Here is a 24,214-nt window from a genome sequence, read left to right as displayed (position 1 = left end):
TCCCGATGAGGAAACTGCTCCTGGCCGGCGCGGCGCTGCTGAGCCTCGCAGCCATGCAAGGCCCTGCCACCGCACAGGTTATGGGAACCCCCGGAAGCCAGCCGCCCGGTGACGCCATGACGCCACCCGCCGATCCCGCCGCGCCATCATCGCCGACCCGAGCTGCCAATCCGCCGGCCGATCCTGCTCCGAGTGCGGCCATGCCGCCGCCCGCCGACCCCAATGCCGGCCAGCCGACCGGTGCGGTCCCGCCTGAAACCGGGATGGTTCCCGCACCTGCGGGCGTTCCGCGCGACCCCGGTGCGCCGGTCGGATCGGATGCAAACCCCGTTACCGTGGGCGGCAACATGACGCCCCCGCTGACCGAGACAAAGGCATATCCGGTCTGTTCGCGGACCGTTCAGGACAGCTGCGTCAATCCCGGCGAAGCGCGCAAGGCCCTCAAGCCCCGCTGATCGGAACGCTGCGAAAATGACGAGGGCGGCTAGCAGTGGCCGCCCTTGTCATGTCACCCGTCCGCGCGGAGAAGGGTCAACCGCGCCTTGCCGACGTCGCGCACCGCGTCGACTGCAAACCCCTTGACGGCCACATCTTCGCGCCGATCGGTTTCGACGCTGATCCAGGTCGCGGCCTGGGTCCAGCCGAGCCGGGCGAGCTTGTCGAGCGCCACCTGTCCTGCGCCGCTCTGATAAGGCGGGTCCATGAAAATGAGGTCGAGCGCCTTTGGCGCTGGTCCCAGCGACAGGACGCTGCCCGCGCGGATATCGGGGCGTACGCCGAGCTTTTCGCCGTTGGCGCGGATCGCGTCCAGTGCCGCCTTGTCCTGCTCGACGAACAGGCAGGACGCCGCGCCGCGCGACAGCGCCTCGTAACCCAATGCGCCCGATCCGGCGAAGAAATCACCCACGGCCAGCCCCTCGAACGATCCCAGCCGGCTGGTCAGCATAGAGAACAGGGTTTCGCGCGTCCGGTCGGCGGTGGGGCGGGTGGCGTCTCCCTTGGGCGCGACCAGCGGACGGCCGCGCCACTGGCCCGCGATAATCCTCATTCGGAGCGAGCCTTCAGGCTGTTGCGGAACAGGATGAGGTCATGCTGCCGGACTTCCTCGACCGCGCCGACGGGCATCTCGCCCAGAGTGAACGGGCCGTAGGCGGTGCGGATCAGCCGGCTGACCTTCAGCCCCAGATGTTCGAGCACGCGCCGTACCTCCCGATTCTTGCCTTCGGTCAGGGTCATTTCGATCCACTGGTTGCGCCCGGTCCGCCGTTCCAGATTGGCCTCGATCCGGCCGTAGCGGATGCCCTCGATTTCAAGACCCTCGAACAGATCCTCCAGCTGCTGCTGGCTGACGTCGCCGAACGCACGGGCACGGTAGGTGCGGGGCACGCCGGTCGCGGGCAGTTCCATCTGCCGCTTGAACCCGCCATCGGTGGTGAGCAGCAGCAGTCCCTCGGTATTCATGTCCAGGCGCCCGATCGGCATCAGCCGCGGCAGCCCTTCTGGCATGCGGTCGTAGATGGTCGGGCGGCCGGCCGGATCGCGCTCGGTGGTGAGGCACCCGGTGGGCTTATGGAACAGGAACAGTCGCGCTGGCGCCGGTGCGGCGACCGCTACGCCATCGACGGTGACGCCGTGCAGAGAGGTCAGCAGCGTCGCGGGCGTATCGATCATCACGCCATCGCGTGCGATGCGACCCTCCGCGATCATCCGCTCGATTTCCCGGCGGGAGGCGACGCCCGCGCGCGCCAGCAGCTTGGCGATACGCTGCGGCTCAGCAGTGTCGACGCCGGACGCGGCGCGCGCCGGATGTGGGTTGGCTGGGCGAGGGGCGGCAGGCTTGATCGACGGCTTGCTACCAGCGGCCGCGCGCTTGGCCGGCGAAGGCGCGTTCCGGCGCTCGCCTCGTGTCGGCCGAAGCGCCCCGGCGCTCCGATCCCCACCTTCCGTTCCTCCGGGCCGCTTCGGTCCGCCGGGGCCTCGCCGGCGCGGCGGTCCGGATTTTTTGGGCGGTTCCAACAGGGCATTCCTTTTCTTGCGCGCCGGCCATTCCCACATGCGTGCAAAACCGGCATCAGGCTGAAATGTGCGACGCCGGCGCTCGAAAGAGGGGTTTTGGCGACCCCGCCGGCAACCCGGCGCCGGGGCGCGGCGTTTCATCGGGTGCATGGCGGAAACAGGGCGGACTTGGCAAATGTTTTTCGGGCTGCTGAAGCAGGATGAGGGCAAGCCGCAACGGCGCAAGCGCAGCGTCCGCACCGTGCTGGTGGTGGAGGATGAGCCGCTCGTCGCGTTCGATAATGAACATGCGCTGGAACAGGCCGGCTATCGCATTGCCGCCACGGTCAACGATTACGACCATGCCGTACGCGTGATGGACGAGGGCGGGGTCGATCTGGTGATCGCCGATGTGGGGCTGCATGGCGAGCGCAACGGCATCGATGTCGCGCGCCATGCCGCGGCGCGCGGGCTGCCGGTTCTTTTCGTGACCGGACGCTGCCCGGTCGACGCGCGATCGATCGCGATGGGGTGCCTTGCCAAGCCTTATGCGCCGCGCGACCTCATTGCGTCGATCGTGGTGATAGACGCCCTGCTGCGCGGGGTGCGCCGCCCTAAGCTGCCGCCCGGCCTTAGCCTGTTCGACGCGGCGGACTGATCCCTGGCAAAGCGCTTGCACAGGATGCGTCAGGCCATATGGTGGCGCGCGAGACGCTTTTCAGGGGGACGCGGAGTTCATGACCGACGCCATGCAGGCCCGCCGCAGTTGGGCGGACGCGGTAAAGCCCTATGTCCAAAAGGGACCGCTGGCCGCCTTCTTTCTGGGCGTGTCCTCCGGTTTCCCCTACGCGATGATCGGCGCGACGCTGACCACGCGGCTGGCGCAAGATGGCATCGACAAGAAGGCGGTGACGGCGTTCACGCTCGCTTTCCTCGTCTATAATCTTAAATGGCTGTGGGCGTGGGTCGTGGACGGCGTTCGCCTGCCGCTGATCGGTCGGCTGGGGCAGCGCGTGTCCTGGCTGCTCCTGGCGGGCGTGCTGGTGATGGCGGCCGTGGTCAATCTGGCCCTGGTCGATCCCACGACAAGCCTTATCCAGACCGCCTATGCCGCTGTCTTGGTGGGCGCGGCGGGCGCGACCTACGATATCGTCATCGACGCATACCGGATCGAGATGCTGAAGCCCGAACAACTGGGCGTCGGATCGGGCATGTCGCAATATGGCTGGCGCATCGGGTCGGTCGCGGCAGCCTCCCTGGCGCTGGTGTTGGCGGCGCGGATCGGGTGGCAGGGCGCCTATGTCGCCTGCGCGGTGTTCGCATTGCCCGCAATGCTGACTGGCCTTCTGCTCGGGGAACCGGAACGACACCGCGATCCCGCCGGCAGGCGCGGGATGGACGAGGTCTGGCAGTCGATAGCCGGGCCGCTGATGGAGTTTTTCCGCCGTCGGGGCGCTTTCCTCGTCCTGCTCTTCATCCTGCTGCACAAAATTGGCGACACGCTGGCGAACCTCACCTTCCGCCTGCTGTTCGACGATCTTGGCTATAGCAATGACGAGATCGTGATTTATGACGTGGGTGTCGGCTTCTGGGCCTATCTGATCGGCATCTTCATAGGCGGCGTGCTCTACGCGCGGCTGGGCATGAAAAGGTCGGTGCTGCTCAGCCTCGTCCTCATGTGCGTCTCCAATTTCAGCTTCGCCGCCCTTGCTGCGGTTGGCAAAAGCAACTGGGGGATGGCCGGGGCGATCGGCTTCGAGAATTTTGCGAGCGGCATCGGCGGCGTCACCGTCGTCGCCTATTTCTCCGCGCTCTGCGACCTGCGCTTTACCGCCGCGCAATATGCGCTGATCTCGGCGGCGGCGAGCATCGTCGGCCGCTTTCTGACCGGCGCGAGCGCGGGCGCGCTGATCGAGCGGTTCGGCTATGTCGATTTCTACCTGCTCACCACCGCGCTGGCCGTGCCCGGCATCCTGCTCTTCTGGGCGATGATGCGCGCCGGCCTGATCGACGCGAGCGTCGGGACGGCGGCAACAGAGCAAGGCGATCAGCCCGCGTAAAGCTCCAACGGCCTGCCGACGTCGGCATAGGCTTGCGCCACCGCCTGAAGGCAGGTGAGCGCGCCCAGCGCATGATCGTTACCGAGCAGGCGGCTTACCCCGTCGTAAGCCGCCTCGGGATCGCGCAGCGCGACCGCCGCCGCCTGCATCAGCGTCGCTTCGTCAGCGGTCATGCGGGCGCAGCAGCAGGGAGCGACCAATATCCTGCGGCTGGACGCCCGCGCCAGTTCCAGCATCATCGCGCGCATGAGCACCAGCGGGCGGCGATAGCTGCGCCCGAACGCGCCGAGCATCGCATTGGCCGTATGGGCGTCGTTGACCCCGGCGCTTGCCATGCGGCGGACGCCGAAAAGGAAGAGGCGGCTGCCATAGCCACCGGGCATCGGCCGGGGCAGATCGAGGGGGGATGTCTCTCCATAGGCCATAGATTCGCGCCTTCTGCTGCGGGTGGGTGCGCGCAGATTACGCTATTGCAAATCATTCGCAAGATAAAATCAGTCGGGAAACTGCCCGTTGAGCCGCAGCACTTCGCCAGCGAGATAAAGGGAGCCGGCGATCAGCAGCTTGGGGCGCGCTTCGTCAACCATCATCGCGGCGATGGCGCGCACCGCGCCCTCCGGCCCGTCATGCGCGGTGCAGCCGATGCCCCATCGCGCGGCGATGGCGGCAAAACGCTCGGGCGGATGATGCTCATGCCCCGGCACCGGCAGGGCATGGATGTGCGCGATCTTGCCGGCGAAGGGCGCCAGGAAGCGGTCCGCGTCCTTGTTCGACAGCATGCCGATGACGAGGTGCAAGGACTGGCCCGCCAGCCTGTCGGCGGTGAACCAGTCACTGATCGCCTTGCCCGCCGATTCATTATGCCCACCGTCCAGCCATGCCTCCGCGCCATCCGGCAGCGGGGCAAGCAAGGGCCCGCGCTCCAGCCGTTGCAGCCGCGCCGGCCAATGCGCCCAAAGCGGTGCGGCCTTGAGCGCGGCCTCAGGCAAGGACACCGCCTGCTGGTGTCGCAGCATTGCGAAGGCGAGGGCAGCATTCTGTACCTGATGCGCGCCGGCGAGCCGGGGCAGGGGCGTTTCCAGCCGGCCATGGGTGTCGCGGTAATGAAGCCGATCGCGATAGGCCGCGCCGTCCCACCCTTCGCCCTGGCCGATCCATATCGTGCCGGCGCGCCCCGCCGCGTCGGCGATGATGGGGTGAAGACCATTCGGATAGCGCTGCGTCACCAAGGGCGCACCCGCTTTGGCGATGCCGGCTTTTTCGGCGGCGATCTGTTCCAGCGTGTCGCCCAGAAACGCTTGATGGTCGATGCCGAGTTGCGCGATGCCGCATATCACGGGATCAGCGATGATATTGGTCGCGTCCAGCCGCCCGCCAAGCCCCACCTCGATGATGCAGGCGTCAGCCGGATGCTCGGCGAAGGCGAGGAAGGCGGCGGCGGTCGTCACCTCGAAGAAGCTGGCGTTTACGCCTTCCGCTATGTCGAGCACCCGTGCGAGATAACGGGCGAGTTGCGCGTCCTCGATCAGCTTGCCGGCGATCCGAATGCGTTCGTTGAAGCGGACGAGGTGGGGCGAGGTGAAGACGTGCACGCTCTTGCCGTCCGCCTCCATTGCGGCGCGCAGGAAGGCGCAGGTCGATCCCTTGCCGTTGGTGCCGGCAACGTGGAAGACCGGGGGCAAAGCGCGGTGCGGATCGCCCAGCCGCTCCAGCAGCCGCGTGATCCGCTCAAGCCCCAATATGTCCGCGCCGGGCGAGAGCGACCAAAGCCGGTCGAGTTGCGCCTGCACGTCCGGGTCGTCGGAAACGGCATGATCCGGCACGGCGCTGTTCCCCTTCGCGGCGGGTCAGGCGGCGGCGCGCGGCGCCAGATAGCCGATGATCCGCGCCAGCGTGTCGCGCAGGTCGCGGCGATGCACGACCATGTCGAGCATACCGTGCTCCAGCAGATATTCGGCGCGCTGGAACCCGTCGGGCAGCTTTTCGCGAATGGTGCTTTCGATCACGCGCTGGCCCGCAAAGCCGATCAACGCATTGGGTTCGGCGATCTGGATGTCGCCGAGCATGGCGTAGCTTGCGGTGACGCCTCCGGTGGTCGGATCGGTCAGCACGACGATATAGGGCAGGCCCGCCGTGTGCAGCTTCTGGATCGCAACGGTCGCGCGCGGCATCTGCATGAGGGACAGGATGCCCTCCTGCATTCGCGCGCCGCCAGCGGCGGTGAAGATGACATAGGGGCATTTATGCGCGATCGCGTCGTTTACGCCCTGAATGAAGGCCGCGCCGACGCCCATGCCCATCGAGCCGCCCATGAAGGCGAAATTCTGCACGCCCATCACCAGCGGCACGTCGTCGATGGCGCCGCGCGCGTTGATCAGCGCGTCCTGGTCTCCGGTCGCCTGCCGGGCCGCCTTGATCCGGTCGGGATAGCGTTTAGAATCGCGGAACTTGAGGGGGTCTTCCTGTACCGCCGGGGTCGGCAGCAGGATGAAGCCGGCGTCCAATATCTGCTCGAAGCGCTCGTTCGGTCCAATGCGGCCATGATGGTCGCAGCGCGGGCAGACAGAGAGATTCTCCTCCCATTCCTTGATGAAGATCATCTCCGCGCAGGACGGGCATTTGTGCCACAGCGTCTCGGCCGTGGTTTCCTTCTTCGCGATGAAGGGGATGGCGTTGCGAACGCGGTTGATCCAGCTCATGCGGCGGGCTCCTGGGTTCGGGTGAGCGCGTTGCTGAGCGACGCGACGAATTCGCGGACGAAGGGCGCGGCGGCGTCGCCATGGCTGCCGACGATATCGACAATGGCTGAACCGACGACGACGCCATCGGCGACACGACCGATGGCGGCGGCCTGCTCAGGCGTGCGGACGCCGAAGCCGACGGCGATCGGCAGGTCGGTGGAGGCCTTGAGGCGGCCGACCGCCAGCTCGATCGACGCCTGCGCCGCCTGCTGCTTGCCGGTGATGCCGGCGACGGCGACATGGTAGAGGAAGCCACTTGCGCCATCCAGGACGGCCGGCAGGCGGGCGGCGTCGGTCGTCGGCGTGGCAAGCCGGACGAGGTGGACGTCCGCCGCGCGCAAGGCGGGGCCGATCTCGGCATCCTCCTCGGGCGGAACATCGACGCAGATGACGCCGTCTACGCCCGCGGCCTTGCACTGATCGGCGAACCAGTCCGCGCCGCGCGCGAGCATCGGGTTGGCATAGCCCATCAGAATGAGCGGCGTGTCGGGATGGCGCGCGCGGAAATCGGCGGCGATGGCGAAGATGTCCTTCGTCTTCGTGCCCGACCCCAGGCTGCGCAGGTTGGCAAGCTCGATCGCGGGGCCATCGGCCATCGGATCGGTGAAGGGCATCCCCAACTCGATGATGTCCGCGCCGCCCTCGACCAGCGCGTCGAGGATCGCAGCCGATGACGCCACATCGGGATCGCCCCCGGTGACGAAGGTGATGAGCGCCGCGCGGCCCTGCGCCTTGCAGGCGGCGAAGCGGGTGTAGAGGCGGTCAGTCATTTACTTTGTCTCGTTGAAACGTCGCGATCAGGCCGAAGGTCATTGCCATTGCACCAGCCCATAGCAGATTATGCTGCATCTCGGATGTTCTACCCATCACAGCTTCCAATACAAATCGCGCCGTGAGGAATATCGGAAATCCGATCGTAGCGGTTAACAAGCCCTTTCGAGGCTTGAACGTCACATCTCCACTCCCAGCGCGTCTGCCACGGTGAAGATATCCTTGTCGCCCCGGCCCGACAGGTTGATGACGATGATCTGGTCCGCGTCCATCGTTGGCGCGACCTGCTCGGCAGCGGCGACGGCGTGCGCGGATTCCAGCGCAGGGATGATGCCTTCCAGGCGGGAGAGGGTCTGGAAGCTTTCCAGCGCCTCGTCATCCCGGATCGGCATATATTTCACGCGCCCGATCTCGTGCAGCCAGCTATGTTCGGGGCCAATGCCGGGATAGTCGAGGCCCGCCGAAATGCTGTGCGCCTCGGTGATCTGGCCGTCTTCGTCCTGGAGGAGGTAGGTGCGGTTGCCGTGCAGGATGCCCGATGCGCCGCCGGCTAGCGACGCGGCGTGCTTCTTGTCCAGACCCTCGCCCGCCGCCTCGACGCCGATCATCGCGACTTCGGGGTCATCGAGGAAGGGGTGGAACATGCCGATGGCGTTGGAGCCGCCGCCCACCGGCGCGATCAGCAGGTCGGGCAGGCGGCCTTCCGCCTCCAGCATCTGCGTGCGGGTTTCCTGGCCGATCACCGATTGGAAATCGCGGACCAGTTCCGGGTAGGGGTGTGGCCCTGCCGCCGTGCCGATGATGTAGAAGGTGTCGTGGACGTTCGACACCCAATGGCGCAGCGCGTCGTTCATCGAATCCTTGAGCGTTGCGGAGCCCGAATGGACCGGCACCACCTCCGCGCCCAGCAGCTTCATGCGAAACACGTTGGGCTTTTGCCGCTCGACATCCTTCGCGCCCATGAAGATCTTGCATTCCAGGCCGAATAGCGCCGCCACCGTCGCAGTGGCGACGCCATGCTGGCCGGCGCCGGTCTCGGCGATCACCTTCTTCTTGCCCATGCGCCGGGCGAGCAGCGCCTGGCCGATACAATTGTTGATCTTGTGCGCGCCGGTGTGGTTCAATTCCTCGCGCTTCAGGTAGATTTTCGCGCCCTTGCCCTCTGGAGCCGTCGCTCGCAGCGCTTCAGTCAGGCGGCCGGCATAATAAAGCGGGTTGGGGCGACCGACATAGGTGCGGAGCAATTCGGCCATCTCTTCGTCGAACGCCGGATCGGCCTTCGCCGCCTGGTAAACCTTCTCCAGTTCCAGGATCAGCGGCATGAGGGTTTCGGCCACATAACGACCGCCGAACGCACCGAAATGGCCGCTGGCGTCGGGCTGGCTTCTCAAGCTGTTGGGCAAATTTATGGTGTCGGTCATGGATCGGGCTTTCTGAAAGGACATGTCTGGGCGTTCGCTTGGTGGCAAGCGATCAGCGCCATCGTCCTTCGATACGCGCGCGGCGAGACATCGGCGTCAACATGCGCTCACCGCTTTGCAGAAGGCCATGATTTTGTCCACACTCTTGATGCCTGGCGCATCCTCTATGCCCGAAGAGACATCGATCAGCGGGGCGGCGATCAGGCGGATCGCCTCGCACGCATTGGCGGCGGAGAGGCCGCCCGACAGGCCCCAGGGCAGGGCTGGACTGGCATCCCGGAGCAATGTCCAGTCGAAGCGTATCCCCATGCCGCCGGGCAGCGTGCCCTCGGGCGTCTTCGCGTCGAACAGCAGCAGGTCCGCCGCGTCGGCGTAGGCGATCGCCCCGTCGATGTCGGCGCGGGTCTTGACCGAGATCGCCTTCCACACCGGCAGGTCGAAGCGCTGGCGAACGGCTGCGACGCGCTCTGGACTTTCCTTCCCGTGAAGCTGCAAAGCCGTCAGCGCGCCGGTGCACACGAGGCGGGCGATCTGGTCGTCATCGGCATCGACGAGCACCGCGACCCGCCCGACATGATCGGGAACGGGGGTCGCCAGTGCCCTGATCTGGTCCGGTTCGACATGGCGCGGGCTTTTGGGGAAATGCACGAAGCCGAGATGGCTCGCCCCCGCTCGCACTGCCGCGCCGACGGTTTCCGGCGTCGAAAGGCCGCACATCTTGATGGCGAGTCGGGACATGGGACGGCGCTGTAGCGGGGAAAGCGGCTCAAGTCACATGATGGCCGGGTGCGGTCAGGTCCATGTCGTGCAGCGCGAGCCATTCGTCGGCATGGGCGATGCAGGCGGCGCCAAGAAATTTGTCGAGCGCGGCCACTATCTCCGCGTCGCTCATCGCTTTCGGGTCGAGCGGCGGATGCCAGTGCAGGTCGAAATGCGGCCCGCCGGTGCGGACGAGATGGAAGGGCAGGAACTGCGCGCCGACCTTGCGCGCCAGCCGCAGCGCGATCGAGAGATTGCCTGAGGGTTCGAGCGGGCGGCCGAAGGTCGGGAACCAGACCTGAAGATCGCGCCGCTCGTCCGCGAGGATGTAGAGCGTGGCGCGGTCCTTCTGCGTCAGATGCTTGAGCACCCCGCGCGCCGCGCCCTCGCCGCCGATCGCCTCGCCCATATAACTGGATCGCGCTTTCTTCAGTTGCGCGGCGATCTTCGGGTCGTCGGGGTCTTCATAGACGCCAAGGCCCGGCCGGTCGGTCGACCATTTGATATGCGCGGCGAGCAAATCCCAGTTGCCGAGGTGGCAGGTGAAGGCGATCATCGGGCCGGGGCCGTCGAGAACCGCCTGATATCCTGGCTTGTCGATCACCCGCACATGCGCGTCGTTCACCAGCCGGTCGATATTGGCGAGTTCGCCCATGGTGCGGCCGATATTGATCCAGCGCCGGGTCAGCATCGCCTCGCGTTCGGCTTCGGGCAGGTCCGGGCGCAGGATGGCGAGATTGGCGCGGGCGCGGGCGTCGCGCAGCTTCATGTGGGGACGGGCGAGGCGCAGCGACAGGAATCCGCCTAGCCAGGACGCGATCGGCGCAGGCAACCATCTGAGCAACCAGAAGAGAAAGGGGTTGGAGAGCATCGCCCGAGCGTCATACAGGAGCAGTCGGGACGGTAAAGAGGCGCGGGCATGATCTGGCTATGGCTGCTGCTACAGGCGCTGACGCTGATCGGCGTCCTCAATTATTGGCGGCATCTGCCCAGAGACCGGAAGGAGGAGGCGCCGTACGGTACGGTGGTGATCCTCAGCGTGCGCGATGACTGGGACGGCGGGCCGGACATGATGGCGCGCCTGAAGGCGCAGAGCGCGCCCTTTCGGCTGCTGATCGCGACATCGGGGAATTGCCCTGCTGCGGTGGCGCTGGAGGAGGAGGAGGGCGTGCAGGTGGTCGCGGCCGGCATCGCGACGGACGAAGGCCAGAAGGTCCACAAGCTGCGCGCCGCGCTGGGCGCGTTGCGGCCCGAGGATAAATGGCTGGTCTTCATCGACGCTGATATCGAACCGCCGCCGCGGCTGATCGGTCGGCTATTGTTCCCGCTGGTGCGCGGCAAGGCGGACATTGCCACTGGTTACCGGATGCTGCTGCCCGAAGGCGGCGCGGTGGCTGCGCTGGTCGGCGCGGTGGAGATGCAGCTCGCGACCCTGCCTCGTTTCGCTAGTGCAACGATGCCCTGGGGCGGTTCGATGGCGATGAGTCGCGCTGTTGCCGATCGACTGGACTTGCACTCCGTGCTGGCCGGTCGCCTCTCTGACGACATGGCGATCGGGCTTGCCGGCTGGCGCGCGAAACTGCGGCTTCGCCCGGTGCGTGATTTGCTGGTGGCAAGCCCGCTCGCAGGCGACGCGCGCGGCCTGATCGGCTTTGGCGTGCGGCAATATCGGCATATCGTCACCAACAGCATCGGCATGTGGGGACTGGCGACGACCGTGGTCGCGGTCCAGTCGGCGGGTTGGCTATGGGCGCTGGGCTGGGGCGGCTGGCCGGCAATCGCGATCGGCTATGGCGCGGCGTGGGGCAGGGCGCTGGTGCGGCGGCAAATTATCGCAGGCGTGGCGGAGTCGGCTCAGGCCGCGAAGGCGCGGCGCTCGCTGATATGGGATATGGCAGCACCCTTCCTCGTCACCTGGGCGCATTTGGCAATGCAGGTCGCTGCTGCAACATCAAACCGCATCCGCTGGGGCGGGTGGGATTATGTGGTCAGGCGGGGCAGGGTGGTGCGAATGACTCGCGCCACCCCCTAAAACCCCGCCGGAAACAGGTGCCGTCCGTCCTCGCCGATCCGCAGCACCACCTTGCCCGCGACCGCGCTCATCGGCAGGTCGCCATAAAGGTGCGGGAAGAGCGCGCCGCCGCGCGAAACCTCCCATCTCACCGCATCGCCGAACGGGGCGAGGTCGATCATCAGCATGACGAGCCGATCCTGCCCCGCAAAATGCTTCGCCACCGTCTCCGCCGCCTGATCGCGCGTGGACATGTGGATGTAGCCGTCCGCCAGATCGACGGGCGCACCTTTGAACACCCCGTCGTCCTTGAATTGCGCGAACTGATCGGCGGTCAGCACCTTATAGGCGAAGAGATCATTCACGCCTCAGAGCTGTCCAGATCGCTGTCCGCTTCGCTTTCCTCGATCTTCGCGGCGCTGACCACATGCTCATCGTCGGCGACGTTGAACAGGCGCACGCCCGCCGAGTTGCGGCCGATAACCCGCAGGGAATCGAGGCCCATGCGAATGAGCTTGGCCTGATCGGTGACGAGCATGAGCTGGTCGGCGCGGGTCGCGGGGAAGCTGGCGACGACCGGCCCGTTGCGGCCGATATTGTCGATATTGGTGATGCCCTGACCGCCGCGCCCGGTGCGGCGATATTCATAGGCTGACGACAGCTTGCCATAGCCGTTGGCGCAGACGGTGAGGATGAACTGCTCGGCTTCCTGCATATGCGCGAACATTTCGCGGTCCTGCATTTCGCCGTCCTTTTCCGGCTTCCATGGGGCGAAGCGCAGATATTCCTCGCGCTGTTCGGCGTCCGCGCCGGAGCGGTGGAGGACGGAAAGCGAGATCACCTCATCCCCGGCGGCCAGCTTCATGCCGCGCACGCCAGTCGAGTTGCGGCTCTGGAATTCCCGCACATCCTCCGCCTGGAAGCGGATCGCCTTGCCCTGCCGCGTGGCGAGCAGAACATCGTCGCTTTCGTCGAGCAGGGCGACGCCGATCAGCCGGTCGTCCTCATCCTCGCCCTCGAACTTCATCGCAATCTTGCCGTTCGACGGCACGTTGGCAAACGCGTCCATGCTGTTGCGGCGGACCGAGCCTTTGGCGGTGGCGAACATGACGTGGAGCTTGGCCCACTCCGCCTCGTCCTCCGGCAGCGGGAGGACGGTGGAAATCGTCTCGCCCGGCCCCAGCGGCAGCAGGTTGACCATCGGCCGCCCGCGCGTGGCCGGGCCGCCCTCTGGCAGGCGCCAGACCTTGAGGCGATACACCTTGCCGGCGGTCGAGAAGAACAGCACCGGCGTATGGGTCGAGGTCACGAACAATTCGGTGACGGCGTCCTCGTCCTTCGTCGCCATGCCCGAGCGGCCCTTGCCGCCGCGCGCCTGGGCCCGGAAGGTGTCGAGCGGGGTGCGCTTGATATAGCCCTGCATGGTCACGGTGACGACCATGTCCTCACGCTCGATCAGATCCTCGTCCTCGATTCCGTCGGCGGCGGCGGTGATCTCCGACAGGCGCGGGGTCGCGAATTCGCGCTCGATCGCCTCAAACTCCTCGCGCATCACGGCGTAGAGCTTGCGCCTGTCGGCGAGGATGGCGAGATATTCGGTGATGGCTTCCGCCAGTTCGGCCAGTTCCTTGCCGATCTCGTCGCGGCCGAGCGCGGTCAGGCGATGCAGGCGCAGGTCGAGGATCGCCCGGACCTGAATGTCGGATAGCTGGTAGCTTTCGCCGGTGACTTCGGTCTCGATCGCCTCGACCAGCTTCAGATAAGGCGCGATTTCGCCGATCGGCCATTCGCGCGCCAGCAGCGCCTCGCGCGCTTCGGCGGGGCTGCCCGACCCACGGATGATCCGCACCACTTCATCGAGATTGCTGACAGCGACCACCAGGCCGAGCAAGATGTGCGCGCGGTCCCGCGCCTTTGCCAGCTCATATTTGGTCCGCCGGGTGATGACCTCCTCACGGAAGCGGACGAACGCTTCGATGATCTCGCGCAGGCCGAGCAGTTCGGGCCGGCCCCCACGGATGGCGAGCATGTTGGCGGGGAAGCTCGATTGCGCCGGCGTGTTGCGCCATAGCTGGTTGAGCACGACTTCCGGTGTCGCGTCGCGCTTCAGGTCCATGACGATCCGCACGCCTTCGCGGCTCGATTCGTCGCGAATGTCGCTGATGCCCTCGATCCGCTTGTCCTTGGCGGCTTCGGCGATCTTCTCCACAAGGCCCGACTTGCCGACCTGATAGGGGATTGCGGTCAGCACGATCGACTGGCGGTCGCCGCGTCCTTCCTCAATCACATGGCGCGACCGCATCATGATCGAGCCGCGCCCGGTATGATAGGCGCTGCGCGCGCCCGACTGGCCCAGGATCAGCGGCGCGGTCGGAAAATCGGGGCCGGGGACGATCTGGATCAGGTCGTCGGTGGTGATGCCGGGATTGTCGATATAGGCAAGGCAAGCGCGCAGCACTTCGCCCAGATTGTGCGGCGGGATGTTGGTCGCCATGCCGACCGCGATGCCGCCCGCGCCGTTGACCAGCAGGTTGGGGAAGCGCGCCGGCAGCACCTGCGGTTCGCTTTCCGACGCGTCATAGTTGGGGGTGAAGTCGACCGTGTCCTTGTCGAGATCTTCCAGCAGGGCGTTCGCGACCTTCGCCAGGCGCGCCTCGGTGTAGCGCATGGCCGCCGGCGGATCGGGGTCCATCGATCCGAAATTGCCCTGACCGTCGATCAGCGGCACGCGCATCGACCAGTCCTGAGTCATGCGCGCCAAGGCGTCGTAGATCGAGCTGTCGCCGTGCGGGTGATATTTACCCATCACCTCGCCGACGAGGCGGGCGGACTTGCGGTAGGGGCGGTTGTAGACGAACCCGGATTCCTGGGCGGAGAAGAGAATGCGGCGATGGACCGGCTTCAATCCGTCGCGCACGTCCGGCAGGGCGCGGGCGACGATGACGGACATGGCATAGTCGAGATAGCTGGTCTTCATCTCCTCGACGATGGAGATGGGGCTGATGTCCGAAGGGTCGGCGAGGACGGTCTCGTCGGTCAAAGCGATTCTCTTTTTGGATGGTTCGGGTCGGTCGCACAGCCCTAGCCGAGCGAAACAATTCTGTCACCCCTCGCGCGCACGCGCGCGCCTGCGCGTGCAGCCAAAGGGGCGTGCGGGCGCAATGGGATCGCGGCCGGAACGAAAGCGGGTGCATAAGAGTTGCAAAGCGCGCGGAATTAGGCTTGTTCAATGGCCGTTCACGCGCCGTCCCCTAACCGGCGCTCAACAGCAGACAAGGCCGCCGGAGTCCCCATTCTGGCGCAGAGGAGATGAGGATCATGCGTTTTGTTACCCCGGTGGCGCTTGCGCTGGCTCTGGCGCTGACGGGCGGAGCGGTTTCGGCCCCCGCCTTTGCCGCGAAGAAGGAAGAGAAGAAGGCCGGGCCGAAGCTGAACGTGTCGCCCGAGGTCATAAAGTCGCTCCAGGCCGCCCAGAAGGCAACGGAGGCCCAGGATTTCGCGGGTGCCAAGACGGCAATCGCCGACGCAGACAGCAAAGCGAAGTCGAACGACGACAAATATCAGATCGGCGCGATCAAGCTCAATCTGTCGATCAGCTCCAAGGATGCAGCGCTTCAGACCGAGGCGCTGAATCAGATGCTCGACAGCGGCCTGACCCCTCCCGAGCAGGCCGGCCAGTTCAATGCCATCGCGGCCGATCAGGCGCTTCAGGCAAAGAATTACGATGTCGCAATCCAGCGCGGCCAGGCCGCGCTGGCGGTCGGGTACAAAGCAGAGGCGGTTCAGCCCACCATCGCGCAGGCCTATTTCGGCAAGGCGGGCACGACCAACGCATCCGCCGAGCCGGCGCGGGGCTTCACCCAGCAGGGATTGGCGGCGCTCAAGGCAGCGGCTGATGCCATGAAGGCGGCCGGGCAGCAGGTTCCGGCGCAATGGTATCAGATCGGTGTCGGCCGGGCCGAAGCCGCGAAGCTGCCTGACGTGACCGAGTGGGCGAAGATGGCATACCAGGCTGAACCCAGCGGCCAGAATCTCCGCACGCTCGTTCGCCTGTTCCAGCGCGCCAATCCCACCATCTCCAACCGCGAAAATCTGGACGTGCTGCGCCTGCTCGGTGCATCGGACGGCCTCGTCATCGCCGCCGACTATGCCGAATATGCGGAAATGGCGTCCAAGACCGGTATCTTTGGCGAGGTCAAGTCGGTGATCGACAAGGGCCGGGCGAAAGGTGTACTGAACGCTTCGCAGGGTGCCGACCTCTATCAGGCGGCAACCAGCAAGATCGCGGCGGATCAAAGCTCGCTCGGCTCGGCCGCCGCGGACGCCCAGAAGGCCGCCAATGGCAAGATCGCGGCGGCGACCGGCGACGCCTATCTCGGCTATGGCGACTATGCCAAGGCGGCGGCGATGTTCGAACTCGCCAAGCAGAAGGGCGGGGTGGACGCAGACGAAGTCAACACCCGTCTGGGCATCGCCAAGACGCTGGGTGGCGACGCGGCCGGCGCGAAGGCGGCTTTCGAGGCGGTGCAGGGCGGATCGCGCAAGCAGGTCGCGGGCCTCTGGATTGCCTATCTCGGCACCAAGGGCGCTTAAGGTGAAAGTCCGCGCCGCCGCCGGTAAAACGGCAGCGGCACGGGCGTAACAAAATGATAACTCGCCTGCGGGGAGGGCCTTTTCCGGCCATGCTCAGTCGTTTAAATCTGGTTCGCCTGCCGCTGCTGGCCGTGTCGGTCGCTTTGCTCCCTGCGCCCGCGCTCGCCAAGAAGAAGGCGCCCGACGTCGGCCCGCCTATCCTCATGTCGGACAGCTTCCGCGCCAATGCGCAGGCGGCCGACGCGGCGTTGAAGGCGCGCGATGCCTCGGCTGCCGGCCCGCGTGTCTCGGCGCTGATGCCGAGCAACGACTTTGAATCCTATATCGCTGCCAGCATGCGCTTTCAGCTCGCCCTGTTGCGAAGCGATGTGCCGGCCCAGCGACTGGCGTTGACCGACCTGTTCAAGACCAGCGCCCTGCCACGCGCACAGGCGCCGCGGCTTCGGTACGTCGCGGCCTATCTCGCCTTCCTTGCCGGCAAATATGATGACGCGACCGCTGAGCTCGATACGGCCCGCGCGCTTGGCTATCAGGGTGTCGACGCGACGATGCTGCGCGCCGACATCGCGCTCCGTCGCAACAAGCCCAAGGATGCGCGCCCCTATGTGCAGGCCGCCATCGCGCAGCAGAAGGCGGAAGGGAAAGCCGTTCCGGCGGCTTGGAGCGATCGCGCGATTTCGATGGCGTATCAGGCGGGCGACTGGACCGAACTCGGGCAGCTCTATCGCGAGCGGCTCGCGCAGATGGACAATCGGGAGGAGTGGCGCACCGCCCTCGTCAACTATCAGGCGGCGGCGGCGATCGAACCGCAATTGCAGCTCGATCTCTATCGGCTGCAGGCCGCTAATGGCGCGATGGCGAGCGAGCGGGATTATCAAAACTACGCCCAGGCCGCCGAAAAGTCCGGCTATTATGCCGAGGCCAAGGCGATCATCGAAGCCGGGCGCGCCGCTGGCAAGCTGACTCCGACGCAGCCGACGACGACCCAGTTGCTCAAATCGGTGGCGCCCAAGGCGGTCAAGGAAATCACGGCCCTCAAGACGGACGCGGCCAAGGCGTTGACATCGGCCAACGGCAAGACGGCGCTGGCGGCGGCCGACAGTTATTTCTCCATGAGCCAGTTTCCCAAGGCCGCCGAACTCTACCGCATCGCGCTGGCAAAGGGCGGGGTCGATGCCGATCGCGCCAACGCCCGGCTTGGCGTGGCGCTCGCGCGGTCGGGCGACCTTGCCAACGCCCAGGCGACGCTGGCGCAGGCCGGCGGCAAGTGGATCGGGGTCGCGGGTTTCTGGTCGATCTGGGTGGACCATCGCAGCCAGAGCGCGGGCCTCAAGACGCCACCTGCGACCTGATCACACCGGGAGCGGGACGCCCGGCAGATTTTTGGACGTGCGAATGGTGAGGGACGTCTTGACGCTCACGACATTGGGCGCCGGCGTCAGCTTCGACGTCAGGAACTGCTGAAAACTCTGCAAATCCCGCGCCACGACCTTTAGAATGAAGTCGATTTCGCCGTTCAGCATATGGCATTCGCGCACTTCGGGCAGCGCGGCGACATGATCCTGAAACGCTTTCAGGTCGGCCTCCGCCTGGCTCTTGAGGCTGACCATCGCGAACACGGTGATGGTGTAGCCCAGCATCGCTGGATCGACCACCGCATGATAGGCTGTGATCGCGCCCGCTTCCTCCAGCGCGCGCACGCGGCGCAGGCAGGGCGGCGCCGTCAGCCCCACTTTACGCGCCAGGTCGACATTGGTCATCCTGCCGTTTTCCTGCAATTCCCCCAGAATTTGCAGGTCGATATCGTCGATATTGGGGCCGGCCATCGAAGTGATTATTTCCTGTCCTGTTGATGCCGACCATAATAATAATATTTCAGGCCAATGCAATTGTCCCACTATGCGACGATCGCTTTCGTTCGCAGCGGACGGCCCTTCCCCTTTGCGGCGACTGGCCCTATCGGTAGTGAAGCCGGGCTTGGGCCGCGGTGCTATGGGGATTTTGGTGCGCTTCGACGATCTCATGCAGACGGTGCTGGCGGCGGACGATCGCGCCGGGCTGAGCGCGGTGACGTTGTGGCGGCAATGCGCGGATTTGCTGGCGCAACGCGACCGCGCGGACCGGCCGGGAATGGGCGCGGAGGAGCGTGACGCGCTGCTGGACCGGCTGAAGGCGCTCCAGCCGCGCCTTTCCGAGACGCAGCGGATCGCGAGCGTCGTCGAGCTAGGCAGCCGGCTCCGTTCGCCTGCGCTCGTGCGCTTCTTTGCCCATGATCGCCCGTCGATTGCGGCGGCGGCGATGGCGCGGGCGCAGCTCCCCGACGCCGCCTGGGTCACGCTGCTGCCGCACCTCACCCCGACCGCGCGCGGCGTGCTGCGCGGCCGGCGCGATACGGGGCCAGCGACCCGCCAGGCGCTCGAAGCGTTCGGGGCGCATGATCTGGTGCTGACGACGGTGCGCGCCGACATGATGGGCGAGCCGGACATGCTCCTGACGCCAGAGATGGCGGAGGTCGATGCGGCGACCATCCCTGACGTGGCGGAGCCACTTCCGGCAGCCGGTGGCGAAGACCAGATCCGCAATCTCGTCGATCGCATCGCGCGCTTCACCAGCAACCGCAAGCCGCCTGTGACGGAGGAAAGCCCGCCGCCGCCCACAGCCACAGCGCCACGGGCCTTCGCGTTTGAGACCGACGCCGCCGGCACGATCCTCTGGATCGACCGGGGGCCGCGTGCCGCGCTGATCGGCCTGTCGTTGGGCGATGCCGCGCTGGAAGGCGGCAGCGGGCCGGACGGTCATGTCGCGGGCGCCTTCGCACGGCGGAGCGGATTCCAGAATGGCCGCTTCACCATCGTTGGCGGGGCGATGGCTGGCGAATGGCGGGTGTCGGCGACGCCCTTTTTCGATCCGCGATCGGGCCGGTTCCAGGGCTATCGCGGGCAGGCGCGCCGCCCCTATCTGCATGAAGTGGCGAGCGAGCCACGCCCCGCCACCATGGCGATCGCCGGCCTGTCCGCCGACTCGCTGCGACAGCTGGTGCACGAACTGCGGACGCCGCTCAACGCGATATTGGGCTTTGCCGAAATCATCGAGCAGGAGTTGTTCGGCCCCGCCGGGGTGGAATATCGCGAAATGGCGGGCAAGATCGCGCTTGATGCCCGCCACTTGCTGGTCGCGTTCGACGACCTCGATCTCGCCGCCAGGGTCAGCCGCGGCGATGGCGCGGGCACGGCGCAGCCGGTCGACCCCGCGCTGCTGGTCACTCAGGTGGCGAGCCGCTTCCATGAACAGGGCGGCGCGACGATCGACATCGCGATCGCGCCGGACCTGCCGCAGGTGCGGATCGATCCGGTGCAGGGCGAGCGGATGGTGCAGCATCTGCTCCGGACCGCCGTGTCGGTCGCGACGGAGGGAACACCGGTCACCGGCGCCTGCTGGATCCAGCCCGATGGCGGAACAGGGCGCGTGATCCTGGCGATCGACCGCCCGGCGACGCTGGCAGGTCTGGATGAGGCCGAACTGCTCGATCCCGGTTATCAGGGCGATGGCGATTGGGCGGACGGGCCGTTGCTGGGCCTCGGCTTTTCGCTGCGGTTGATAAGGGGACTCGCCGCGACATGCGGCGGCAGCCTCGATATCGACGCGGCGCGTTTTCTCCTCGCCATGCCGGCGGTCAGCACTGCGGGTGAGCGGGTAGGGCAGGGCTAAACCCTATCGCAACCATTGCGGCTTAGGGCCATGTGCATGACGCTTCCCTATCATGACGGCAATCTGTTGCGCGCGCCGCTGCCGCAGGACAGGATCGTCCTCGATCCCGGCTTCGGTACGCGCTTCATGCTGTTCGTCGACACCGAGGAAGAGTTCGACTGGGATGCGCCGTTCAGCCGCACCGGACATGGCGTCACCGCCATCGAAGGCATGGCGCGGGGCCAAGCCTATTTCGCGGCCGCGGGGGTGAAACCCGTCTATGTGACCGACTATCCCGTCGTCGATGATGATCGCGCGGCGGACATGATGGGGCAGTGGCTGTCCGATGGCGCGGCGGACATCGGCGCGCATCTCCACCCATGGGTCAATCCGCCCCATGTCGAGGCGGTGAACGCCGCCAACAGCTATGTCGGGTTCCTGCCCGAGGCGGTCGAGCGCGCCAAGCTGGAGGCGCTCTGCCAACGGATCGAGACCCGGTTCGGCCGCCGCCCGATCGCCTATCGCGCGGGGCGCTACGGCGTCGGGCCGAACAGCGCGGGGCTGCTGGAGGCAGCGGGCTTCCGGCTCGACACGTCGGTGCGGAGCCGGTTCGATTACAGCCATCAGCATGGCCCGGATTTCCATGGGCTGCCGCAAAACCCTTATTGGGCGGGGCCGACGCGGTCGCTGGTGGAACTGCCTCTGTCCACCGCCTTTGTCGGGTTGCTGCGCGGTGGGGGCGAGCGCCTCTATCGCCGGGCGCAAACGATGGGGCCACTGGCGGGCGCATTGGCGCGCGCAAGGATGCTGAGCCGGGTGCCGCTGACGCCCGAAGGCGTGCCCGTGCAAGAGGCGATCGCAGCCATCGACGCGCTGATCGAGGAAGGCGTGCGCGTCCTCAATTTCAGCTTTCACTCGCCGACGCTCGCTCCCGGTCATACGCCCTATGTTCGCGACGAGCGTGATCTGACCAGCTTTTATGACTGGTGGGACAGGGTGCTGAACCATCTGGCGCGGCGCGGGGTGGAGCCGGCCGGGCTCGATCAGCTTCTTGCCGCCGTGCCGCCGCGCACTATGGCTTGCAAAGCGGCCTGAGCCTGCCTAATCGGTCAGCGTCAACGGGTGGGGCCTGTAGCTCAATGGTTAGAGCTGGCCGCTCATAACGGCTAGGTTGCGGGTTCGAGTCCTGCCGGGCCCACCAGCGCTTCACCACATTCGTGACATATGGTATCGGTAAGTCCTTATAAAAGAAGGACTTACCGACCAATGTTCTACCATATGCTAACATAGGGTCCCAAGGGCTATCACGACTCGTGTGTGTAAAAATGGGGGTAAACGGCGCCAGAAAGTGTGTAAAAGTGACGCTGAATATCAACGAGGTGAAGAACGCCAAGCCTAAGGCCGACAGCTACAATCTGACCGACGCCAATGGGCTTTCTCTCCAAATATCGCCGCGGGGCACAAAAACCTGGCACTATCGCTATCGGCACAAGGGGCTGCCAAAGACGCTGACCCTCGGCCGCTACCCCGAGGTCGGCCTCGCCGCGGCGCGACTCGCGCGTGACGATGCCCGACGAATCGTGCTTGCCGGCAAGGATCCCTCCTGGGAGCGCAAGCGGCAACGCCAGGAAGACATTCGAGGCGCACAGGCCACCTTCCGCAAACTCGGCGACGAATGGCTTGAGGAACATGAACCCCTTTGGTCCCAGGCAAACGCCGTGCGCGTCCGTCATCGCTTCGAGCGCGACGTCTATCCAGCCTTCGGGCATGTGCCGATCAGCGAGATCGAGGCCACCGACGTTCTGCGAGTGCTCAAGAAGATTGAAGCACGCGGCTCCATCGAGACAGCCAAGCGCGTGCGCGGATATATCCGCGCCGTGTTCGCCAAAGCGAAAGGCGAGAGACTGCTCTCGGCGACGATGTTGCTCGAGATCGATGAGCTGAGAGGTGCCTTGAAACCGGCGCGTCGCGGGCGACGTCAGCCTGCCTTGACTAACGTGCCCGCGCTTCTCGACCTTCAGCAATGCGTCGACAAGTCCACTTCGAGCCTTCTGATCAAACTTGCGTCACGGCTGCTGGCGCTCACCGTCGTGCGCACAGGCGTTCTGCGGACCGCACCCTGGACCGAATTTGAAGGCATCGACTGGGACAGGCCCGATTCGCCCTGCAAGAAGCCGATCTGGCGAATCCCCGCCGAGCGAATGAAACTGGTCGTCGAAGACAAAGACAATCCTGCCTTCGGTCATGACGTTCCGCTCTCGACACAAGCTGTTGCGGTGCTCCGAGCCATTCGCGTCCTGTCGGGATCGAGCGAGCTTCTCTTTCCGCATGCGAAGTCATGGCGCGAGCCAATGACCGACGCGGCTATCAGCGGCATGTACAAGCGGATGGCCCACGGGAAGTTCAAGAATCGCATGGTTCCCCACGGGTGGCGATCCGCATTCTCGACGATCATGAACGAGCGCGCCGCGGAGCTTGAGCGCGACCTCGATCGCATGCTCATCGACATCACCCTTTCGCATGTCCCACCCGGCGTATCGGCCTCGGAATGGGCCTACAACAGAGCGCGCTACCTCAAGCCGCGTGGCGACCTTCTCCAGAGCTGGGCGGACCTAATTACAGAAGGGCTGCTCGACCCGGCAGGGCTTTTGCCTCAGGGTGCCCGATAGCCGAGCGGGTCCGCCACGAAATCGTCGATGTCGCTCTCGTACCAGGCCACGCTGTAGACACCGATGCGCTTACGCTTCGGAAAGGTCCCCGCTGCCTCGCGGCGCCGGATCGTCATTGATGAGAGACCGGTTCGTTCGATCACAGCCTTGGTACGGAGCAGCCGGTCTTTTCTGCGATCCTTGATGGCGTGCGCGCCCAACGGGGCGTCGCCGGTAATCTCTTCGATCATAGACAACCTTCTCGATCCGAAGGTCTGGCCGCCACAACACTATTCTGTCACAGGTTTAGTGGCACTGCAACATCACACCACGTTCAGCTGCCGAGGCGCGGCCGGGTAAATGCTGACGAGCGATGCAGCATAACTTTCGCGATATGTCGCATTTCTCGCGACAACGGTTATATAACAATGGACAAAAATGACAGAAAAACCAGAGTAGATTAGGTGCGGTTACGCGCTTATTCTAGCTGACACGCCACGAATACTATATGTGCCAATGCCCGACGCTCACTCCCGCTGGCGCGCCGTTCCTCGTTCGCATTTCCAGTTGTTACCGTCGCAATAAATCAGCGAAGGTTATCTGGCAGTCGAATAGCGCTCGAACGATGAGATAAGGCCGCTGGGCATTTCCATAGGCACGCCGTGCGCCTTCCACATGCTCGTGGGCCGTTGCCCGAGATATGCGCATAAGTTGTCCAATCTCCTCATCCGTTTTTCCCCGCCCGATGAGGACGGTTGCTTCGTGCTGCCGTGGGGTGAGAACGGGCGGTGGCTGAAGATTGATGCCGGAGTTCCGTCTGATGATGCGTCGAGCAGCCTCAAACGCAAAGCTTCCACAGAGTTGCGCAATCGGCAATGCATTGCCTTTCAACCTCTCCAGCGACGGCGCACCAAAGGAGCAGGTTCCCTGGTACTCGCCTGGGAGATGGACTGGAACAGTGAACCCTTCCCCTAGTCCAAACGCCACCGCCTCGGCTAGAATTTGCTTCTGACGCGGAGTTAGTCTGATGATATTTGGGATGTCGCTCCAACGAAATCCCACAACCGTCTTCATGCTGGCAGAATGTACTGGGTCGTCAAAGAAATATTGGCGTTCTAAAATGTGATGGACCCAATCGGCGTTATAGGTAGAAAGCCGAATGGCATCGTTAGGAGGCTGCCCAAGATCGACATGATGCCCCATGGCGAATTGGCGGAAACCAAGCGTGCGGGTGACGCGCTCGAGCGCTTCGAGTAGTTGGCTTTCGTCGCGCGCGCGCATGAAGCTCTGGAGGAATTCGTCCAGATCACGGACAGACAGCATAAGTCACCTATCTCCTGTTGGGCGTTACCCCTCAGGTGACCTCCCCTTTTACGTAGCTATTCAAGGGATTGGTGTCGCCTCCTTGTTCCCATAATCGCTCAAGTTATCCATGCGGATGCGAGTAATATCAAGGTGCATTGATCAGAACCCATGGGCCCATTGGCGCAGTCCGAGTGACATGATGCGCCAGGGCTGCTCGACGAGC

Annotated in this window: 23 protein-coding genes and 1 tRNA gene; 10 read left to right on the top strand and 14 right to left on the bottom strand. The window is 65.3% G+C overall.

Features of this window, described 5'->3' with window-relative positions:
- The first annotated feature begins 5 nt into the window (after positions 1-5).
- Positions 6-455 (top strand): Fe-S oxidoreductase, encoded by a 450-nt coding sequence (locus tag ACETPF_RS16370; RefSeq protein ID WP_373935624.1) that lies wholly within the window; start codon positions 6-8, stop codon positions 453-455.
- 53 nt (positions 456-508) lie between these two features.
- On the opposite strand, the gene rsmD is transcribed toward ACETPF_RS16370, so the two are convergent.
- Both rsmD and ACETPF_RS16360 read right to left on the bottom strand, forming a co-directional pair.
- Complete coding sequence (gene rsmD, locus ACETPF_RS16365; protein WP_373935623.1) at positions 509-1,048, bottom strand: 16S rRNA (guanine(966)-N(2))-methyltransferase RsmD; 540 nt, start codon at positions 1,046-1,048, stop codon at positions 509-511.
- A complete protein-coding gene (locus ACETPF_RS16360; RefSeq protein ID WP_373935622.1) occupies positions 1,045-1,707 on the bottom strand; it encodes a pseudouridine synthase in 663 nt (220 codons plus the stop codon). The genes rsmD and ACETPF_RS16360 overlap by 4 nt, the downstream gene beginning before the upstream one ends.
- Before the next feature lie 484 nt (positions 1,708-2,191).
- On the opposite strand from ACETPF_RS16360, the gene ACETPF_RS16355 reads away from it, so the two are divergent.
- Together ACETPF_RS16355 and ACETPF_RS16350 are read left to right on the top strand one after the other, a co-directional pair.
- Positions 2,192-2,653, top strand: a complete 462-nt coding sequence (locus ACETPF_RS16355) for a response regulator (protein ID WP_373935621.1) — start codon at positions 2,192-2,194, stop codon at positions 2,651-2,653.
- Positions 2,654-2,732: 79 nt separating this feature from the next.
- Positions 2,733-4,055 (top strand): AmpG family muropeptide MFS transporter, encoded by a 1,323-nt coding sequence (locus tag ACETPF_RS16350; RefSeq protein WP_373935620.1) that lies wholly within the window; start codon positions 2,733-2,735, stop codon positions 4,053-4,055.
- Here the strand turns inward: ACETPF_RS16350 and ACETPF_RS16345 are convergent.
- The 7 genes from ACETPF_RS16345 to ACETPF_RS16315 all read right to left on the bottom strand — a co-directional run bounded on the left by ACETPF_RS16345 (position 4,043) and on the right by ACETPF_RS16315 (position 10,618).
- Positions 4,043-4,480, bottom strand: a complete 438-nt coding sequence (locus ACETPF_RS16345; protein ID WP_373935619.1) for a DUF6628 family protein — start codon at positions 4,478-4,480, stop codon at positions 4,043-4,045. The two genes, ACETPF_RS16350 and ACETPF_RS16345, sit on opposite strands and share 13 nt — an antisense overlap.
- Positions 4,481-4,549: 69 nt before the next feature.
- Entirely contained in the window at positions 4,550-5,878 is a 1,329-nt protein-coding gene (locus ACETPF_RS16340) for a bifunctional folylpolyglutamate synthase/dihydrofolate synthase (protein ID WP_373935618.1), read from the bottom strand.
- A gap of 24 nt (positions 5,879-5,902) precedes the next feature.
- On the bottom strand, positions 5,903-6,754 hold the full coding sequence (gene accD, locus ACETPF_RS16335) for an acetyl-CoA carboxylase, carboxyltransferase subunit beta (RefSeq protein WP_373935617.1): 852 nt from the start codon (positions 6,752-6,754) through the stop codon (positions 5,903-5,905).
- Entirely contained in the window at positions 6,751-7,566 is an 816-nt protein-coding gene (gene trpA / locus ACETPF_RS16330; RefSeq protein ID WP_373935616.1) for a tryptophan synthase subunit alpha, read from the bottom strand. Before trpA ends, accD begins: the two co-directional genes overlap by 4 nt.
- Positions 7,567-7,746: 180 nt before the next feature.
- Positions 7,747-8,988 carry a tryptophan synthase subunit beta gene (gene trpB, locus ACETPF_RS16325; protein WP_373935615.1) on the bottom strand — a complete coding sequence of 414 codons (1,242 nt, stop codon included), beginning with the start codon at positions 8,986-8,988 and terminating at the stop codon, positions 7,747-7,749.
- A 96-nt stretch (positions 8,989-9,084) separates the two neighbouring features.
- Positions 9,085-9,726, bottom strand: a complete 642-nt coding sequence (locus ACETPF_RS16320; protein WP_373935614.1) for a phosphoribosylanthranilate isomerase — start codon at positions 9,724-9,726, stop codon at positions 9,085-9,087.
- Positions 9,727-9,754: 28 nt separating this feature from the next.
- A complete protein-coding gene (locus tag ACETPF_RS16315) occupies positions 9,755-10,618 on the bottom strand; it encodes a lysophospholipid acyltransferase family protein (protein WP_373935613.1) in 864 nt (287 codons plus the stop codon).
- A gap of 48 nt (positions 10,619-10,666) precedes the next feature.
- Here ACETPF_RS16315 and ACETPF_RS16310 point away from each other — a divergent pair, with 48 nt between their 5' ends.
- Positions 10,667-11,779 carry a glycosyltransferase family 2 protein gene (locus tag ACETPF_RS16310; protein ID WP_373935612.1) on the top strand — a complete coding sequence of 371 codons (1,113 nt, stop codon included), beginning with the start codon at positions 10,667-10,669 and terminating at the stop codon, positions 11,777-11,779.
- On the opposite strand, the gene ACETPF_RS16305 is transcribed toward ACETPF_RS16310, so the two are convergent.
- Positions 11,776-12,123, bottom strand: a complete 348-nt coding sequence (locus tag ACETPF_RS16305; RefSeq protein WP_373935611.1) for a DUF952 domain-containing protein — start codon at positions 12,121-12,123, stop codon at positions 11,776-11,778. The genes ACETPF_RS16310 and ACETPF_RS16305 overlap by 4 nt on opposite strands.
- Complete coding sequence (gene gyrA / locus ACETPF_RS16300) at positions 12,120-14,798, bottom strand: DNA gyrase subunit A (protein WP_373935610.1); 2,679 nt, start codon at positions 14,796-14,798, stop codon at positions 12,120-12,122. Before gyrA ends, ACETPF_RS16305 begins: the two co-directional genes overlap by 4 nt.
- Before the next feature lie 278 nt (positions 14,799-15,076).
- On the opposite strand from gyrA, the gene ACETPF_RS16295 reads away from it, so the two are divergent.
- Together ACETPF_RS16295 and ACETPF_RS16290 are read left to right on the top strand one after the other, a co-directional pair.
- Positions 15,077-16,351, top strand: coding sequence for a hypothetical protein (locus tag ACETPF_RS16295; protein WP_373935609.1), 1,275 nt, complete (start codon positions 15,077-15,079; stop codon positions 16,349-16,351).
- A gap of 89 nt (positions 16,352-16,440) precedes the next feature.
- On the top strand, positions 16,441-17,703 hold the full coding sequence (locus ACETPF_RS16290) for a tetratricopeptide repeat protein (protein ID WP_373935608.1): 1,263 nt from the start codon (positions 16,441-16,443) through the stop codon (positions 17,701-17,703).
- Here ACETPF_RS16290 and ACETPF_RS16285 read toward each other — a convergent pair whose 3' ends face one another.
- Positions 17,704-18,177 carry an Lrp/AsnC family transcriptional regulator gene (locus ACETPF_RS16285; protein WP_373935607.1) on the bottom strand — a complete coding sequence of 158 codons (474 nt, stop codon included), beginning with the start codon at positions 18,175-18,177 and terminating at the stop codon, positions 17,704-17,706.
- Between the two features lie 166 nt (positions 18,178-18,343).
- On the opposite strand from ACETPF_RS16285, the gene ACETPF_RS16280 reads away from it, so the two are divergent.
- The 4 genes from ACETPF_RS16280 (at position 18,344) to ACETPF_RS16265 (ending at position 22,707) form a co-directional block, all read left to right on the top strand.
- Positions 18,344-20,059 (top strand): sensor histidine kinase, encoded by a 1,716-nt coding sequence (locus ACETPF_RS16280; RefSeq protein WP_373935606.1) that lies wholly within the window; start codon positions 18,344-18,346, stop codon positions 20,057-20,059.
- 36 nt (positions 20,060-20,095) lie between these two features.
- Entirely contained in the window at positions 20,096-21,133 is a 1,038-nt protein-coding gene (locus ACETPF_RS16275) for a polysaccharide deacetylase family protein (protein WP_373935605.1), read from the top strand.
- Between the two features lie 30 nt (positions 21,134-21,163).
- Positions 21,164-21,239: transfer RNA gene (locus tag ACETPF_RS16270), tRNA-Ile, on the top strand.
- Between the two features lie 157 nt (positions 21,240-21,396).
- The gene (locus tag ACETPF_RS16265) at positions 21,397-22,707 is read left to right on the top strand and encodes a tyrosine-type recombinase/integrase (protein WP_373935604.1); all 1,311 of its coding nucleotides are present in this window, start codon (positions 21,397-21,399) and stop codon (positions 22,705-22,707) included.
- Here the strand turns inward: ACETPF_RS16265 and ACETPF_RS16260 are convergent.
- Both ACETPF_RS16260 and ACETPF_RS16255 read right to left on the bottom strand, forming a co-directional pair.
- Entirely contained in the window at positions 22,692-22,937 is a 246-nt protein-coding gene (locus tag ACETPF_RS16260) for a helix-turn-helix transcriptional regulator (protein WP_373935603.1), read from the bottom strand. The two genes, ACETPF_RS16265 and ACETPF_RS16260, sit on opposite strands and share 16 nt — an antisense overlap.
- Before the next feature lie 319 nt (positions 22,938-23,256).
- The gene (locus tag ACETPF_RS16255; protein WP_373935602.1) at positions 23,257-24,009 is read right to left on the bottom strand and encodes a helix-turn-helix transcriptional regulator; all 753 of its coding nucleotides are present in this window, start codon (positions 24,007-24,009) and stop codon (positions 23,257-23,259) included.
- Between the last annotated feature and the right edge of the window lie 205 nt (positions 24,010-24,214).

The sequence above is a fragment of the Sphingobium agrisoli genome, from assembly GCF_041877245.1.
GTDB lineage: Bacteria > Pseudomonadota > Alphaproteobacteria > Sphingomonadales > Sphingomonadaceae > Sphingobium.
Note: the sequence above shows the minus strand (reverse complement) of the source record. Positions and strands in the feature narration are given on the sequence as shown.